12 protein-coding genes are annotated in these 14,835 nt (G+C 65.1%); 10 read left to right on the top strand and 2 right to left on the bottom strand.

Annotation, left to right across the window (positions count from 1 at the left end; genetic code table 11):
- Window positions 1–61: 61 nt before the first annotated feature.
- The 4 genes from ACO2Q1_RS10185 to ACO2Q1_RS10200 all read left to right on the top strand — a co-directional run bounded on the left by ACO2Q1_RS10185 (window position 62) and on the right by ACO2Q1_RS10200 (window position 5,987).
- On the top strand, window positions 62–2,368 hold the full coding sequence (locus tag ACO2Q1_RS10185; RefSeq protein ID WP_423329399.1) for an AAA family ATPase: 2,307 nt from the start codon (window positions 62–64) through the stop codon (window positions 2,366–2,368).
- Between the two features lie 300 nt (window positions 2,369–2,668).
- Entirely contained in the window at window positions 2,669–3,226 is a 558-nt protein-coding gene (locus ACO2Q1_RS10190) for a hypothetical protein (protein ID WP_423329400.1), read from the top strand.
- Window positions 3,216–5,030 (top strand): phage terminase large subunit family protein, encoded by a 1,815-nt coding sequence (locus ACO2Q1_RS10195; protein ID WP_423329401.1) that lies wholly within the window; start codon window positions 3,216–3,218, stop codon window positions 5,028–5,030. The genes ACO2Q1_RS10190 and ACO2Q1_RS10195 overlap by 11 nt, the downstream gene beginning before the upstream one ends.
- Before the next feature lie 756 nt (window positions 5,031–5,786).
- Entirely contained in the window at window positions 5,787–5,987 is a 201-nt protein-coding gene (locus tag ACO2Q1_RS10200; protein WP_423329402.1) for a hypothetical protein, read from the top strand.
- A gap of 586 nt (window positions 5,988–6,573) precedes the next feature.
- On the opposite strand, the gene ACO2Q1_RS10205 is transcribed toward ACO2Q1_RS10200, so the two are convergent.
- Window positions 6,574–6,840: a helix-turn-helix transcriptional regulator gene (locus ACO2Q1_RS10205; protein ID WP_423329403.1), complete on the bottom strand. Its 267-nt coding sequence runs from the start codon at window positions 6,838–6,840 to the stop codon at window positions 6,574–6,576.
- Window positions 6,833–7,066: a hypothetical protein gene (locus ACO2Q1_RS10210; RefSeq protein WP_423329404.1), complete on the bottom strand. Its 234-nt coding sequence runs from the start codon at window positions 7,064–7,066 to the stop codon at window positions 6,833–6,835. Before ACO2Q1_RS10210 ends, ACO2Q1_RS10205 begins: the two co-directional genes overlap by 8 nt.
- Window positions 7,067–7,843: 777 nt before the next feature.
- On the opposite strand from ACO2Q1_RS10210, the gene ACO2Q1_RS10215 reads away from it, so the two are divergent.
- From ACO2Q1_RS10215 to ACO2Q1_RS10240, 6 genes are read left to right on the top strand one after another with little or no spacing between them, the layout of a single operon-like run.
- Window positions 7,844–8,242, top strand: coding sequence for a hypothetical protein (locus ACO2Q1_RS10215; protein ID WP_423329405.1), 399 nt, complete (start codon window positions 7,844–7,846; stop codon window positions 8,240–8,242).
- 7 nt (window positions 8,243–8,249) lie between these two features.
- Complete coding sequence (locus tag ACO2Q1_RS10220) at window positions 8,250–8,579, top strand: hypothetical protein (protein ID WP_423329406.1); 330 nt, start codon at window positions 8,250–8,252, stop codon at window positions 8,577–8,579.
- A 1-nt stretch (window position 8,580) separates the two neighbouring features.
- Complete coding sequence (locus tag ACO2Q1_RS10225) at window positions 8,581–8,934, top strand: hypothetical protein (protein ID WP_423329407.1); 354 nt, start codon at window positions 8,581–8,583, stop codon at window positions 8,932–8,934.
- 3 nt (window positions 8,935–8,937) lie between these two features.
- On the top strand, window positions 8,938–11,598 hold the full coding sequence (locus ACO2Q1_RS10230) for a phage tail length tape measure family protein (RefSeq protein WP_423329408.1): 2,661 nt from the start codon (window positions 8,938–8,940) through the stop codon (window positions 11,596–11,598).
- Window positions 11,595–13,022: a phage portal protein gene (locus ACO2Q1_RS10235; RefSeq protein ID WP_423329409.1), complete on the top strand. Its 1,428-nt coding sequence runs from the start codon at window positions 11,595–11,597 to the stop codon at window positions 13,020–13,022. The genes ACO2Q1_RS10230 and ACO2Q1_RS10235 overlap by 4 nt, the downstream gene beginning before the upstream one ends.
- Window positions 13,015–14,814, top strand: coding sequence for a prohead protease/major capsid protein fusion protein (locus tag ACO2Q1_RS10240; RefSeq protein WP_423329410.1), 1,800 nt, complete (start codon window positions 13,015–13,017; stop codon window positions 14,812–14,814). The genes ACO2Q1_RS10235 and ACO2Q1_RS10240 overlap by 8 nt, the downstream gene beginning before the upstream one ends.
- The last annotated feature ends 21 nt before the right edge of the window (window positions 14,815–14,835 follow it).

Below are 14,835 nucleotides of genomic sequence, written 5' to 3' on the forward strand. Positions count from 1 at the left end.
CTTCGAAAGGGCGGGCCCCGTAGAGTCAGGTTTGGAAATTCGAGGTGCCCCAGCTGTGTGCATGGCGGAAGAGGTGGGGGCACCCCTACCGAACAAAATCAAGGGCTTGTCTGGGCTAACGCCCTATGGTGCGACATTGGCGGCAAAAGGGGAAATTCCGCCTTTGGCTAACCCTGCAGTCGACCTCTTGGCCGAACTGCTAGGCATGACCGGGCCGCCTGAAACGCGAAACGCCGCCCCGGCTGGTCCCCGGAACGGCGTCGCAATCAGTCAGGAAGGCGGCGAGCCGCAATCGGAAATATACGACCTTCTCGGCGACCTTTCAAGTTCCGATGCCGGTGAATTGTCGGCGTTGGACCGGCCGCTTCAGATCAGCCGATTCGATGGGGCGAGCCTCATAAGGGCGACGCGCCTCACGCGCTCTCTGCGCCAGTTGGCCGACGAGGCGCACACCTGGCCACGGCGGAATGTGTCGCCTGGCGCCACCGTCGAAGAGCGCGACGCGATCAAGCGCACCCTTCCGCTGCTGAAGCTGGCCACGTTCAAGGCCAAGCGTTCCGATGACGACCTGCTGACCCTAGACGGTGTCGAGGGTGACTATGATGGAAAGCGCGGTTTGATGACCGTCGCCGAGGCGATGGAGCGCCTAGCGGCAAGTCGGATCGCAGCCCTGATCTACACCTCGCCAAATCATACTGAAGAGGCCCCGCGCTGGCGTGTGATCGTGCCGACCTCGCGTCCGGTTTCGCCCGCCGAACACGGCGACCTTGTCGCACGCCTCAACGGCGCACTTGGCGGCATCCTGGAGCCGGAAAGTTTCGACAGGGCGCGCGGCTATTTCTACGGCGCCCTAAGCGATCGTGCGGCGCCGACAACCTATTTGATCGACGGGCGTCCAATCGACCTGGCGCACGAACTCCCGCGCCTGGACCGTCGCGGCCTCCCGCCCGGCGAGGCGGAGCCGGACGACTTACTGGCTGACCTGGGCATGTCGGGCCCGGCCGACGAAGATGATGACGACCTGGCGGCGCTCATACCCTTCGACGTGGATGGCGGCATTCGCGACGCCCTGCAGCATATCCCCGCCGACGATCGCGATGACTGGCTGCGGATTGGAATGGCGCTGCACCATGCGGCCGAAGGCTCCGAAGAGGGGTTCGAGGTCTGGTCGAAATGGTCGCGTCAGTCGGACAAGTTCAACGCGCGCGATCAGCGGCGCACATGGGATGGGTTCAGGCTCAACCGCGATGCGTCGATCACCATCGCCACTGTGTACGATATGGCAAAGGCGTACCGCGCCGCCAAAGCCAAGCCGATCGAGGCGCCGACGCGACTGACCTTCCTGTCGCCGAGCGAGTGTGAGGCCGCGCCGCGCCGAGGCTACATCGTCAAGGGGATGCTGGCGCCTGGGGACATCGGCTGCATCTTTGGCCAGCCCGGCGCCGGCAAGTCGCTGATCGCGCCCCATATCGGTTACGCGATGGCGCAGGGGCGCGCGGCGTTCGGGATGCGGACGAAGCCCGGCGAGGTGTTCTATGTCGCCGCCGAGGACTCGCACGGTATGCAGGGGCGGGTCGCGGCGCTGAAGCTGCGCCATGGGGATGCGCCGGGCTTCACCGTCGTCGACGGCGTCTCTGACCTACTCGCCGACGACAGCCCAGACCTTGCCGCCCTTATCGAGGCGGTTGAGGCGCGGCGCCCGTCCCTTGTGTTTCTCGACACGCTGGCGATGGCCTTTCCCGGCCTGGAGGAAAACTCGGCGGAGGGTATGGGGCGCGTCGTGTCAGTCGCCAGATCCCTCGCTCAATGGGGCGCGGCCGTCGTCCTGATCCACCACAGCACAAAGGCCGAGGGGCGGACGCCGCGCGGACACTCCTTGCTGAACGGCGCGCTGGATATGGCCATGCACGTCGAAAGAGATGAGTCCGGCATTGTCCGGGGCGTCCTCACGAAGAACCGCAACGGCTCGTGCGACCGTGACGTCGCCTTCCTGATCGACACCGAACACCTAGGCGAGGATGAGGACGGCGACACGGTCACCGCCGCCCTGGTGGATGAACTGCCGGCCGGTGCGGCTCCGAAACCTGAGAAAGCGTCACCCGCAAAGGTCATGCTGCGCATCCTGGACAGGTTAGCGGACTCGTCCGGACCGAGTCCGGTTTGGGTTTCGGAGGACGAATGGCGGGCCGCATGTGCGGCCGATCGCGGCGTATCGGGGTCTGAGAATGTCGAGAGCCGCAAGCGATGCGTCCGACGGCTGATCGAACGACTATCCGGCGACATGCAGATTGAGTTCCGCGACGGGCAAGTCAGACGGTTCGGCGAGTGGTCGGGCGACGGTCTCGACGGGTCGGAATCGGCGTCATGAGGGGGCGGACTCGAACCCCGGACTCACCCCGGACAGGCCCGGACTCTGTCCGTTCCCCCATTGCAGGGGGGCGGACAATCCGGAGACCCCCTTTAGGGGGTCCGGGAGTCCGTCCTACTGGGGCAGTCCGCCGAGATGACCGCCAACGTCGTGTCGCTCATGGAATGACAAGCCAACCGTGTCGCACATGGGGCGAGGCGCAGCGGGTCCTTCCGGGGCCGGCGCCCATCGGGGGGACGCTGAGCCCCGATTCCTCGCTCCCTACAGAAATTTTCAGATCGAGTTATCAAGATGTCTGAGGTGATCGACCTCCTGGCGGACCTGCTAGGCCCCGATTCCGCGCCGCTGAAGCCCCTTGCGCCCTCCGCGCGACCAGTGACCCCCGCCGACCCTGAAACGGCCTGTATGGGCCGCGTTTCGGAGGCCACCCTGGCGCAGCTTTTGGGGCTGACAGCGGGCCGCATCCGCCAACTGCAACAGGACGGCGTGTTTCAACGTGTCGGGCGCAAAGACGAGTCCTTCGACATCGCCGCGTCGGTGCGGGCGTACTGCGATTTCATGCGTGACAGCGTGAAGCGGCAGGGTTCAACCGACGAACTGAAGGCTGAGAAGGTGCGGCAGGCGAAGGCCGCCGCTGAAAAGCTGGAAATCGCCAACGCAAAGTCGCGTGGTGAACTGGTCCCGGTCGCCGAAGTGCGCGCGGCTTGGGCGGACCTGTTGCGGGACGTCCGCGCCGGCCTCCTGGCCGTCCCGTCGCGATGCGGCGCCGAACTGGCGACAAAGCTTGCGGCGGAGGACGTGGCGGTCATCGATCGTGAGATTCGCCTGGCCCTCGAAAGGCTCGCCGATGATCGCTGATTACGCCGACACCCTGGCGCAGATCCGTCGAGACGCCCTGGCCATGCTGCGCCCGCCGCCGAAGATCGCGACGGCCGATTGGATTGAGGAAAACTTCTATCTGCCGATGGGGGCATCCGCCCTACCGGGTCGAATGCGGTTGTGGGCTTATCAGCGCGGCATCTGCGATGCTTTGGATGACCCGTCCATCCGGAGGATCACCTTATTCAAATCTGCCCGCATTGGGTACAGTGCGCTCATGCAGGGCGTGTTGGCGTCGTGGGTATGGAATACTCCCGTGCCGATCATGGTCGTACTTCCGACCTCGGCCGATGCACGGACCTACGCTGTCTCCCTGGAAGAGACAGTCAAAGCCTCGCCTAGCTTGCGAGGGTCGTTCTTCGACGACGCGTCCGACGACCGATCGACTATGTATGATCGACGCTTCCCGGGCGGCTTTCTCAAGTTTGTGGGGGCTGCGTCCCCGCGCAATCTTCGCAGCCACACAGTTCAAAATCTGATCCTGGACGAAGTCGACGGGTATGAGGCGACGGCCGAAGGCGACCCGGTCGCGCTGGCCATCGAACGGACGCGCACGTTCCCGACCCGAAAAATCCTCATGGGATCGACGCCGATCTTCGACACGGGCCCGATCAGCCGCACGTTTGAGCAATCGGACAAACGTATCTGGGAAGTCCCGTGTCCGTCGTGCGGCGAGTTCTCTGAGATTCGATGGGGCGATATCCGATGGGAGAACCGAGACCCGGCGACGACCTATTGGCGGTGTCCGAATAACGGTTGCGTGGTCACCGAAGAGGCGCAGCCCGGCATGGTCGCCCGTGGTCGGTGGCGAGCGACGGCGCCTGAGGTTAAGGGCCACGCGGGGTTTCGGATCAACGCCCTGGCGTCGCCGCACGAGGCGCACCGATGGAGTGTCCTGGTCGCCGAATTCCTTGAGGCCAAAAAGACACCTGAGACGCTGCAGGTGTTTACGAACACCACCCTTGGCGAGGTGTGGCGGACGAACGGCGAAGAGGTTGATGAGGACGCCCTGGCGGCCCGGCGGGAGCCGTTCTCGCTGACGACCCTTCCGCCCGACGTGTTGTTTCTCACGGCCGGCGTGGACGTCCAGAACGATCGCCTGGAGGTCGTCATCCTTGGGCACGGCCGCACGGCGCTCTACGCCTTGGATCATCGCGTTTTCCACGGCCCGTTTGACGGGGACGTAGTGTGGCAAGACCTGGACTCGCTGCTGCGCATGACGTGGTCCCATCCGCTTGGCGGTTCGATCAGGATTGACGCCGCTGCGGTCGACAGCGGGTCCGGCCTGCATAGTGCGGCGGTTCACGCCTTCACCGGCCCGCGGTTCGGTCGGCGCATCGTCGCGATCAAGGGGGAGGACGGATTCAAGCGCCCGCCGATCGTGCGATCCAAGGGGAGCGGGCCGCCGCTTTGGCTGGTCGGCGTCGATACGGTGAAGTCACGCCTATTCGATCGTCTTGTTGAACCGGAGAGCCTGCGATTCAGCGAGAGCCTTGAACCCGTGTTCTTCGAGCAGCTGGTTTCGGAGAGGCGAACGCTTCGTTATCCGCGCGGCCAACCCGTGGTCGGCTTCGAACGGATCAAGGGCAAGCGGGCAGAGACGCTGGACTGCATGACCTACGCCTTGGCGGTTCGCGACCTTATCGGCGAGGATCTTGAGGCACGGGCAGAGGCACTGGCGCAGGTTGTGACGCCTCCGCCGAAACCGGACGCGGCGATGCTGCAGACGGTCGGTCGGTCATCCTGGTTGACGTCGTCTCGCGAGCGGTCGCGGCGGTGGTGATTCGGCCTCTAAGCGTCGGGTTTAGTTACGCGCTTCTTGCGCGGTGCACGCGGATTAGAGACGGGCTTTGGTGGCTCTCCCATATGCACGATTTCTCCGTCACTCAAGGTCAAGCCCGACTCAAGTGATTTTATTCTTCCTGTTACAGAAGCCCAATCTCCAATATTAAGAGCTGCGGCTTGACTATGCCATCGGCTATCTAGATGCACACCGACAAACTTGGATGTATCTCTGCTGTCGGATGGGGTTAAGAGCAACAACGTCTTGCCATTTCCCATGCTCGAAACATTTCTTACTCTACCGCTTAAATTCATCCATTTCCCTTCGTAAGTTTTAGATATGGCTTCTATCTGTAACTTAGTTCTACCGGCGACCTTTGCCGTCAAGACATCGGTGTTAATATCGCCATCTAGAAATATACGCGCTGGCGTCCCTTCGATAGCGAATTGAGCAGCCGAGAGAGCAACTCTTGGCGCCGTCCGAAACATTATCGCAAGCCCTACCAACGAAACCCCGAGCGCTAGTGACCCTCCCCGAAGAAGGTATGGTGTGTACGGGTTTGCGTCGGCGCTCAACGCCGCCACCACAGCCCCGCCGCCGACGCCTAAGGCTGCCAGCAACGCCCCGATTATGATTTCTCTCTTCCCCATCGCGGAGACATATCAGCCTTCCACAGCTTGAGTCGTCAATCGTATTGCGTTCCGTATTTGTTCTCGTCATCGTTCGGCCTGGGTCGATCGAAAACGGAGAGCAACGATGCACACGACAACCGACCCGCACGAACACCTGACGACCCTGGCGGCGGCCCTGATACGGGACGGCCGATCCGACTGGCGCGCGGGTATCGGTTCCCTGTTGCGCGAGGTTGAGGCGCGCGAACCGGGGTTCATTCAAAAGCTGGCGGCAATCGACCAGATGCGCCGCCTGGGCTTGCCGGTGACGGAGGTGTGGCGGTGAGGACGCCGCGACGTCGTCGGCCGACCGACGCCGACCTGGCGACGCTGCGCCAATGCCTCGACATTCTCGGAAGCTTGCTGCAGCGCCTGCGCCCCGCGACGCCGGAATATCGGGCGACGGAGCGGGCCTATAACGAGGTCATGGCTTGCGGTCGCCTCTGGACGGGAAACGAGTTTCTTTGGCGGACTTGCGATGGCGCTGGTCGGCGCGGCTCGCCGGATGGCTTTGTGAAGCGGCCGGAACATGAACGATGGCCCAGGTAGGAGGCGCGCGCCGTGCGCCGTGCGCCTTATGCACACCTTCATGATGATGGGTGGTCAGGATGACCACGTTGGTCTTGATTGCCGCGCGGGTAGGGGGCACCGTCGGGAAACGACGGAGGAGCCTCTTACCTCTCCCCCGCCGTCCCGCTAGGTGCGCCAGTCGGCCGATGCAGGGTCCGTGAAGCCCGGTTGCCTTTAGAGGTGACCGGGCTTTTCTGCGATTCGGCTCGACACCGTCACTTTGGGCGGTCGAATCGTCTGACGGTAGGTCGCTTGGATTTACAGCCTCGAAAGCCTGTGGATGTTCCAGCATTGTTCTGGTTTTACGGGTGTTTGAATTTTCCCGCCCGCACCTGCCGATCCCATTTGGCCAGCTGCTGCGCCTGCCACGCCGTGACATCGCTCTCTAACCAGACCGCGACCTTGTGCGAGATCCGCTTTCCAGCAGGAAATGACCCCTCCCTAATGCGCCGATATATCGTTCGCGGGCTATGACCTGTAAGGCGCGCAATCTCCGCCATGCGCATCCACCTTTCGGGCTTCGGCGCCGCCATGCCGAGGTCGGCGAGAATGTCGATTTCGTCACTCATATGCCAGTAGGCCGCCGGAGATCGCGACCTCGCCCGCCAGTGCCCGTTCGCAGATGTAAGCGAGAAAGCCCATGTCCTCGCCCGTCACCGCCGCCAGTCGGGATTTCAAATGAAAGAATGCGTCGGCGGCCATACCGTCGCTGCCGTCAATGCGCGCGGTCGCCAGCATGTTCGCGGCCATCGCGCGGCCGGCGTTGCAATCAGATACCCAAGTCGAAACGGCCATTTTGTCCACCTATCCAGTTGGCCCGGATCGCCTTCACACGATGCCGGGCGATTGCTGGTTGAAGGCCGCTAGGTGGGTGCGGTCGGGCCGAAACCCGCCAAACAATCGCCCGGCTCCGACATGCGCCGGAACTGTCTCCTAACTGGCCTTCACACCAGGCTGCAAGTCATTTGCGGCGTGGCGAGAATAGACACGAAACAAATCGCCGAACAAGCGAAAAAAGCGAATGATTTCAACATCAAACTTCGCTTTTGAATACTCAAGTATTGTTTGATTTGCAGATATTCAGGGGGCCGACGCATGGCAACACCGGCCCCCTGGTTCGATCGAACATTTTGGCCTTGCCGCATCCCGGCAGGTGCGACCGCTAGGCCCTAGGGGAAGGAGAAACCCATGTGCCCGACCGACCGTCACCCTTCCGAGGCCCGGTCGGCGCCGTAACGACTTTTCGAGGCGGCCTACCTCCGTCACGGCGAGCACATGGAAAGGCCAGCGTGGTTTCCAGTGGGTTAAGCATGGTATATTTGACAAATGCCAAATCCATTTTGACGACTGTAAACAGTAAACGCGGCCACTGATTCAGTTCCTAACTCGAAACTATGAGTTAAGACCTGGTGATAATGCTAAAGGCATCGAACGAAGGATGCCTCCATGTCGAAACTCTATTCTATAGGTCGGATCGCCGCGATCCTCGCTGAAGCCACTGGCGAGGACGCCAGTGTTCTTGAACCGCGTGTGCGGAGTTTCGTCGCGCGTGGCTGGCTGAAGCCGTGCGACGTGCTGGACGCCCGCCGGACCCTGGGCTTTGAGGACGTCGAAATCTACGCCGCCGCGCTCTATGGCGCCTTGCCGGCCGCCGCCTTGGACATGTCGCGCATCGGGCCGGTCCTGAACGAGGGGGCACCCGGCGCCTTTGGGTTGCGACAGATCATCGAACGAGTCGCGGCCGGCGAGCCGTGGCGTCTGAGTATCCGGCATGTCCGCGACGGCCGCCGCAACTTTCACACGGCGCGCATTGAGCGCAGCGACACGCCCGCCGAGCCGATGACGCCGGAATTCGCGCGGCTCCTAGACGTCAGTCACCTTGGCCGACGAGTCGAGGCCGTAACCGAATTCAACCTGGCCGACATCTGGGCCGGGCTTCCGCCGCTCGCTCCCATCGAAGCGGAGGGCTGAGACCATGATGGGCTTTGACCCCGTGGCCGCCTTCCTCGCCTTCGGCCACCGCAACCGCGCCGACCTCGCCGCGATGCTGGACGGCTTTCTGATCCCCGGCGCCGACGGCCGTCCGACGCTCCGCCGCGAGTCTATCGATGACCTCGGCGACGCCCTTGAGGCCACCCTTGCCAAATGTGCGCAGGACGAAGGGAAGTCCGACGCCCTGGCATCGACGATCGCCTGTCTTGAGGCTGCGCCCCACCTGCACGCCACGGCGTCGCGGCAGATGCTGCGCCTGCTGCTGCCCTACACTCGCCTCGGCGCCTTGTGCGGCGAGGCCGCCGGTAGCTGCTGACATGCTGCGCACCGTCGCCCGCGATATCGTCATCAATGCCACGACGGCGCACGCCGAGGCGCTGGCCTCGCTCGCCGATGCGTATTTCGAGATCGGGCCGAACGGCGCCGAGATCCCCGCCCGTCATCATGATGCCTTCGACCGGCAAGCGGTCGGGTGTTTGGTCGATGCGGAACTGTCCCGCGCCGGCATCCGGGCGGCGGGGAATCTGGTCGCTGCTTTCCGCACTCTGTCGCGACGCCCCGATGATCTAGCGGACGCCAAGCGCCAGATGGCCGCGATCATCCTGGGTCGCTCCGCCGTCCATTCGCAGACCGTCGCGCTCGCCGCCGCCCCCGTCGAAGGGAGCGCCTGACGCATGGCACAACAGGGCCGCGACCTGAGGCTGCGAATCCGGGCTGACGACGCCACGGCGCCGGGCGTCCGCTCGGCTGAGACCAGTCTCAAGCGCCTGAAGGCGGCACAGGACCGGACGCAAGCCCGGCGCGATCAGTACGCCTCGGCGGTGGCCGCGACCCGCGACCTGTCCGTCGGCTACGATCAGGCCCGCACCGCCGCGACCCGTCTGGGCAAAGAGGTGCGGGCGGCGGGCCTCAACGCCAGCGGAGAGCAAGTTGCGGCGTTCAAGGCGGCGCGGGCGGCGGTGCGCGAGACGCGCGCCGAGTATGACAAGGCGTCCGCCAGCCTGGCACGGCTGCGCAATACGGGACGCGGCGGATTCGCCGGCCTAGACGCCCGCGCCCTCGGCGGCGGCGCATCGCTGCAGGCCGTGACCGCTCGCGCCACTAAGGGCGGGTTTCTCGGCGGACTGAGACCGCACGAGGTCACCAATCTGTCGTATCAGGTGAATGACCTCATTACCCAGATCGCCAGCGGCACGTCGCCGATGCAAGCCTTTGCGCAGCAGGGCGGCCAGATCGCGCAGATCTTCCCGAAGGCGACCGGCGCGCTGCTGCGGTTCAGCCCGGTGCTGGCGGCCATCGGGCTCGCCGTGTCGCCGCTGATCGTGGGCTTCAAGCAGTTGAACGACGAAGCGACGCGCCTGTCCGGCGTGGACAACGCTCTGAAGGTGTCGGGCAACGCCGCCGACTACAGCCGCACCCAACTCGCCGACTACGCCAAGACCCTGCAGGACATGGGGATCAAGGCGAAGGACACGGCGGCGGTCATCAACGCCAACCTGCGCGACGCGGTCGACCCCGCCTATTTGACCCGGTTCGCCACGGCCGCGCGCGGCCTGTCCAAGATCACGGGCGAAGACCTCGCGGACTCGATCAAGACCGTCTCGCAGGCGTTCACCGGCAACGCCGACGAGGTGCTGGCCCTGGACGACCAGTTGGGCTTCCTGACGGCCACGGAGCGCAAGCACATCGAGCAGTTGCGCGAGTCGAAGAAGGACGCCGAGGCGCGCACTGAAGCCTTCGCCATCTTCGAGCGTCGATATGGCGACATCGCCGCCAAGATGGACGGATCGTGGTCGCAGATCCTGAGCAACTTCGGCGACGCCTGGGGCGCGTTCGGCAAGTGGATGCTGGACGGCATTCAATGGGATGCGATCAAACGGGAGATGGGCGAAGTGATTGCCCTAGTTGCCCGGCTGTCCGCCATGCTCCCGGCGGTCGACAAGAATTCTGCTCGCTATCTGCGCCAGCGTCACGGCGAGATCGATGCAGAGATTCGACGCAATCAGGACCGCATCAATCGGGGCCTGGGCGACATCCCGACGAACGGCCTTCCCGGAAGTAGCGACGCCTATTCGAATATCGCGCGCCTGGAGGAGGAGCGTGATCAGGTGCTGCGCAAGCTATTCGCCGCCGAAGGCAGGCTTGCGACGGCGCCTGATACGACGACCCGCCCGCCGCGCGTCAATCGGACCTCGCCGGGCCGTGTCGCCTTGCCGCGCCCGACGCCGGCCGCCCGTGAGGACAACAGCGCCGAGATCGCCGACCAGAACGCCCTCAAGGCGATCGAGGCCGCGCGTCTGGACCTGGCGCAGCGCCGAGGCGAGATCGAGAGCCGCGCCGACTTCATCGCTCGCCAAACGGCCGAACGGCTGAACGATGCGACGGCCGAACGGAAAGCCGAGTTCGGCGAGATCGTCGGGCAACTGTACGACATGGACGCCGCCGCCCGGCGCCTCGGCGACGCTGAGAAATCCACCAACGACCTTTTACAGCTACGCGGCGCCCTGATCGCTGAGATGCAGACGGCGGCCGACACCGGCGATCAGCTGCGCGTAGAAGAACTGCGCCAGCGCGTAACGGATGTGAATGCCCAACTGGTCGAGGCCGCCCGCGCCGCCCTGGCGCTTATGGCTGGGCTCGCCGGGCCGGAGGCCGAACTGGCGCGGTTCAGCCTGGAGACCCTTTTGAGGGACGCCGGCTTGCTGACCGATCAGTTGGCGAAGGTCGGCGCCAAGGCCGTCGTCAGCGCCGAGGACATTGACGAGATGATCGTGGGCGGCGGCGTCAACGCCTTCGACGACTTCTCCCAAGGGCTGGCGGAAGGCGCAAACGCGTTCGACGCCATGCGGGACGCCTTCCTTCGCTTCGCCGCCGACTTCCTGCGCCAGATCGCCCTCATGATCGTGCAGCGCGCGATCTTCAATGCTCTCGGCGGCGCCGATGGGTCGTCGATCGGCAAGGGCGTGAGCGGGTTTGTGAATGGCCTGTTCGGTTCGAAGCACACCGGCGGCCTCGTGGGGTCGGGCGGCATGTTCCGCAGCGTGAGTCCGGCCGTGTTCGCCGGCGCGACGCGCTACCACAGCGGCGGACTGGTCGGACTGGCGCCGAACGAAGTCCCGATCATCGCCAAGCGCAACGAAGAGGTGCTGACCGAGAGCGATCCGCGTCACCGCGCCAATGGCGGTGGGTTTGGTGGCGCCCGGTCGATCAAGGTCACCAACGTATTCGACCCCGGCGACATTCTGTCGAAGGGCCTCACCACCGAGAGCGGCGAAGCCTCATTCTGGAATTTCGTCCGGGCCAACTCGCAACAGTTCAAGGCCAATCTCGGATGACCGCCGTCGCTCGTTTCCGCGCGTCCCTGGCGCGCATGATCGCCCCTTCGCAGCCGCTTCAGGTCCGCCGCTTCGAGTCTCAAGACGGCGGCTGGACGCCGATCAGCGGCGGGCGCGTGGCCACTGATACGCTCGCCGTCGCGGGCACGATGCGCCGTCATGCGCGCCGGGTCTATGGCGAGGACCCGCACGCGAAATCGGCCGTCGAAGCCTGGACCGTGGCCTTGATTGGAACCGGCGCCCGCGCCACCCCGACGCATCCCGACCCTGACGCCCGTGGCGCGATCACTTCGGCGATCGATCGCTGGTCTGAGTCCTGCGACCTGGACGGAGTCGCCGATTGGTACGGGCTGCAGGCCAGTCTGGCGCGCGCCATGGTGATCGACGGGGAGGCGCTCGCGACCCTGGTCGACACGCCGGAAGGGCTGCGCCTGCGCCAGTTGCCGGCCGAACTACTCGCCGAAGAGGAAACCCGCGACCTTGGCGGCGGCGCCCAGATCGTCGCCGGCGTCGAGTTCGACTCCTACGGCCGCAGGGTGGCCTATTGGATTCGGCCGGAACTGCCGACCGCCGCCTGGGCAGGTTACGCCGCCGCCCGGCGCGTGTCGGCTGACGACGTCATCCACCTATTCCGGCCGCTCGGCGCAGGGCAGGTGAGGGGCGTTTCATGGCTCGCGCCGATCTTGGCGAAGCTGTCTGACGTCGGCGACCTGTCCGAGGCCATCCTCCGGGGTTTCAAGATTTCGGCTTTGCACGCCGGGTTTATCGAGGATGCGACGAACCTCGGCGGTGCGCTGCCCTATGAAGGCGATCAGCAAGGCGGCGTCGTCATCGCCGATATGGAGCCGGGGACGATCAAAGTCGTGCCCGCCGGTAAGACAATCAAGTTCAACTCGCCGCAGCAGGCGCAGCAGGCGCCCGAGTTCCTCAACGCCGAACTTCGTGCCGTCGCCGTCGGTATGGGCGTGCCGTCGCACCTGATCACGGGCGACCTGTCGAAGACAAACTATTCGTCTATTCGCGCCGACTTGGTCGCCTTCCGTCAACGGTATGAGGCCGTCCAGTATGGCCCGATCGCACATCAACTTCTGCGCCGGGTTCACGGTCGCGCGGTCGCGTCGCTGATCTTGTCCGGCGACCTGGACGCGCCCGGTTTCGAGAGCGATCCGCGCGCCTGGACGGCTGCTGAGTTCCTGTTCCCGGCGCCGCCCTGGATCGACCCGGCGAAGGACGCCGCCGCCTATCGCGACCTGATCGACGCCGGCCTCATGTCGCGGACACAGGCCGCCGCCGAGCGAGGTTGGAGCGTCGAAGCCCTAGACGCCGAGATCGCCGCCGATCGCGCCCGTGAGGCGTCGCTTGGCCTGACCTTCGGCGGTCGTGCCGCAACCCCACAAAACGAAGAGGACACGTCCGATGACTGACGTCGCCGAACGCCCCGAAACCTTGACCCGCGCCGCCCTGGCCTTCCGGCCTGAGAGTCTGAACCGTGAGGCGGGTACGGTTGAAGTCACCCTGTCGACCGGCGCCCCGGTGCGCCGTGGCGGCTACATCGAACGGCTCGCCATCTCGCGCGAAGCCGTCACATACAGCAATCGCATCCCCGTTCTGGACTCGCATCGCCAGACGTCGATCGGCGACGTCCTGGGGCGCGTTCTGGACGTGCGTTTTGAAGCCGATCGCATCGACGCGACTCTTCGCATCTCAAACCCGGCCACGCTGGACGCCATCGAACGCGGCGACCTGACCGGAATCAGCATCGGCTACCGCGTCGACAAATGGAGCGAGTCCCCCGCCGCTCCCGGCGTCGCCCGGACCCGAACCGCGACCGCCTGGACCCTTCTTGAGGCCAGCCTGGTCCCGATCCCCGCCGATCCGTCGGCTTTCATTCGGAGTGACATCATGTCGACCCAAGTGGTGGAGCCTGAAGCGCCCGCCGTTCAAACCCCGCCGGCGGTTCAGACCGATACCCGCGCCGCCATCAATGCCCAGATCCGCAGCCTGGCCGAGGTCGCGGGCCTAGACCGCACCTTCGCGGATGCGCAGATCGATGCGGAGGCGACGGTCGAGAGCGCCCGCGCCGCTGCCTTCGAAGCCATGGCCACGCGCGGCGCCCAGAACGCGCAAATCCGCGCCCATGTCGGCGTCGATCACACCGAGCCCGCGATCATCCTGGAACGGCAGGCGGAGGCCCTGGCGCAGCGCATGGGTGGCCCGGAAGCCTCCGGGGCGGCCCGCCAGTACGTCGGCCTGTCCTTCGCCGATCACGCGCGGGCCATCCTGCAGCGCGCCGGCGAGCGCACTGACTCGCTCTCGGCGGAAACGCTGCTGACGCGCGCCATGATGACGACGTCGGATTTTCCGCTGCTGATGGAGCAAGGCGGGACGCGCGTCCTCTCCACGGCCTATCAGGCGGCCGAGTCGCCGTTGAAGCAGATCGCCACCCGGCGGGAGGTGACCGACCTCCGCGACGTGACCGTGGTAAAAAGCGGCGAACTGTCGGGCCTGGAGGAAGTCACTGAGTCCGGCGAGGTCAAACACGGCTCGTTCGGCGAGGGCGCTGAGTCCTATCAGGTGAAGACGTTCGCCAAGATTTTCAGCCTGTCGCGCAAGGTCATCATCAATGACCAGTTCGGCGTGTTCGGCGACATGATGCGCCAGATGGGGCAACTGGCCGCCGCCGCCGAGGCCAACACCCTGATCGGCCTGTTGACCCAAGGGAGCGGCGCCGGTCCTCTCATGTCGGACGACGTGCGACTTTTCCACGCCGACCACGGCAACGTCGCGAGCGTCGACACGGTCGGCGTTCCGTCACTGGAGGGCATCGGCGAAGCGCGTCTGGCCCTGCGCAGTCAGAAGGGGCTGGACGGTGTGACGCCCATCGGCGTGACGCCCAAGTGGCTGGTCGTGGGCCCCGAAAACGAGACCCTCGCCGAGATGTTGCTGGCGCAGGTTCACGCCACGAAGGCCGAGGATCAGAACGTGTTCGCCGGCAAACTCGACCTGATCGTGGAACCGCGTCTGGGCTCCGCCTGGTACGTGTTCGGCGACAAGGTCACCGCGCCGGTTCTGGAGATGGCCTATCTGTCGTCGGCGCCGGGTCCGCAGATCCAGACGCGCGACGGGTGGGACACCCTAGGCCGCGAATATCGCGTGGTCCTGGACCTGGGCGTCGGCGCCGTCGACTACCGCGGCGCCTTCCGCAACGCGGGCTGACCATGACCACCCTAGCGACGC

This window comes from Brevundimonas sp. VNH65, from assembly GCF_049445955.1.
Classification (GTDB): domain Bacteria; phylum Pseudomonadota; class Alphaproteobacteria; order Caulobacterales; family Caulobacteraceae; genus Brevundimonas.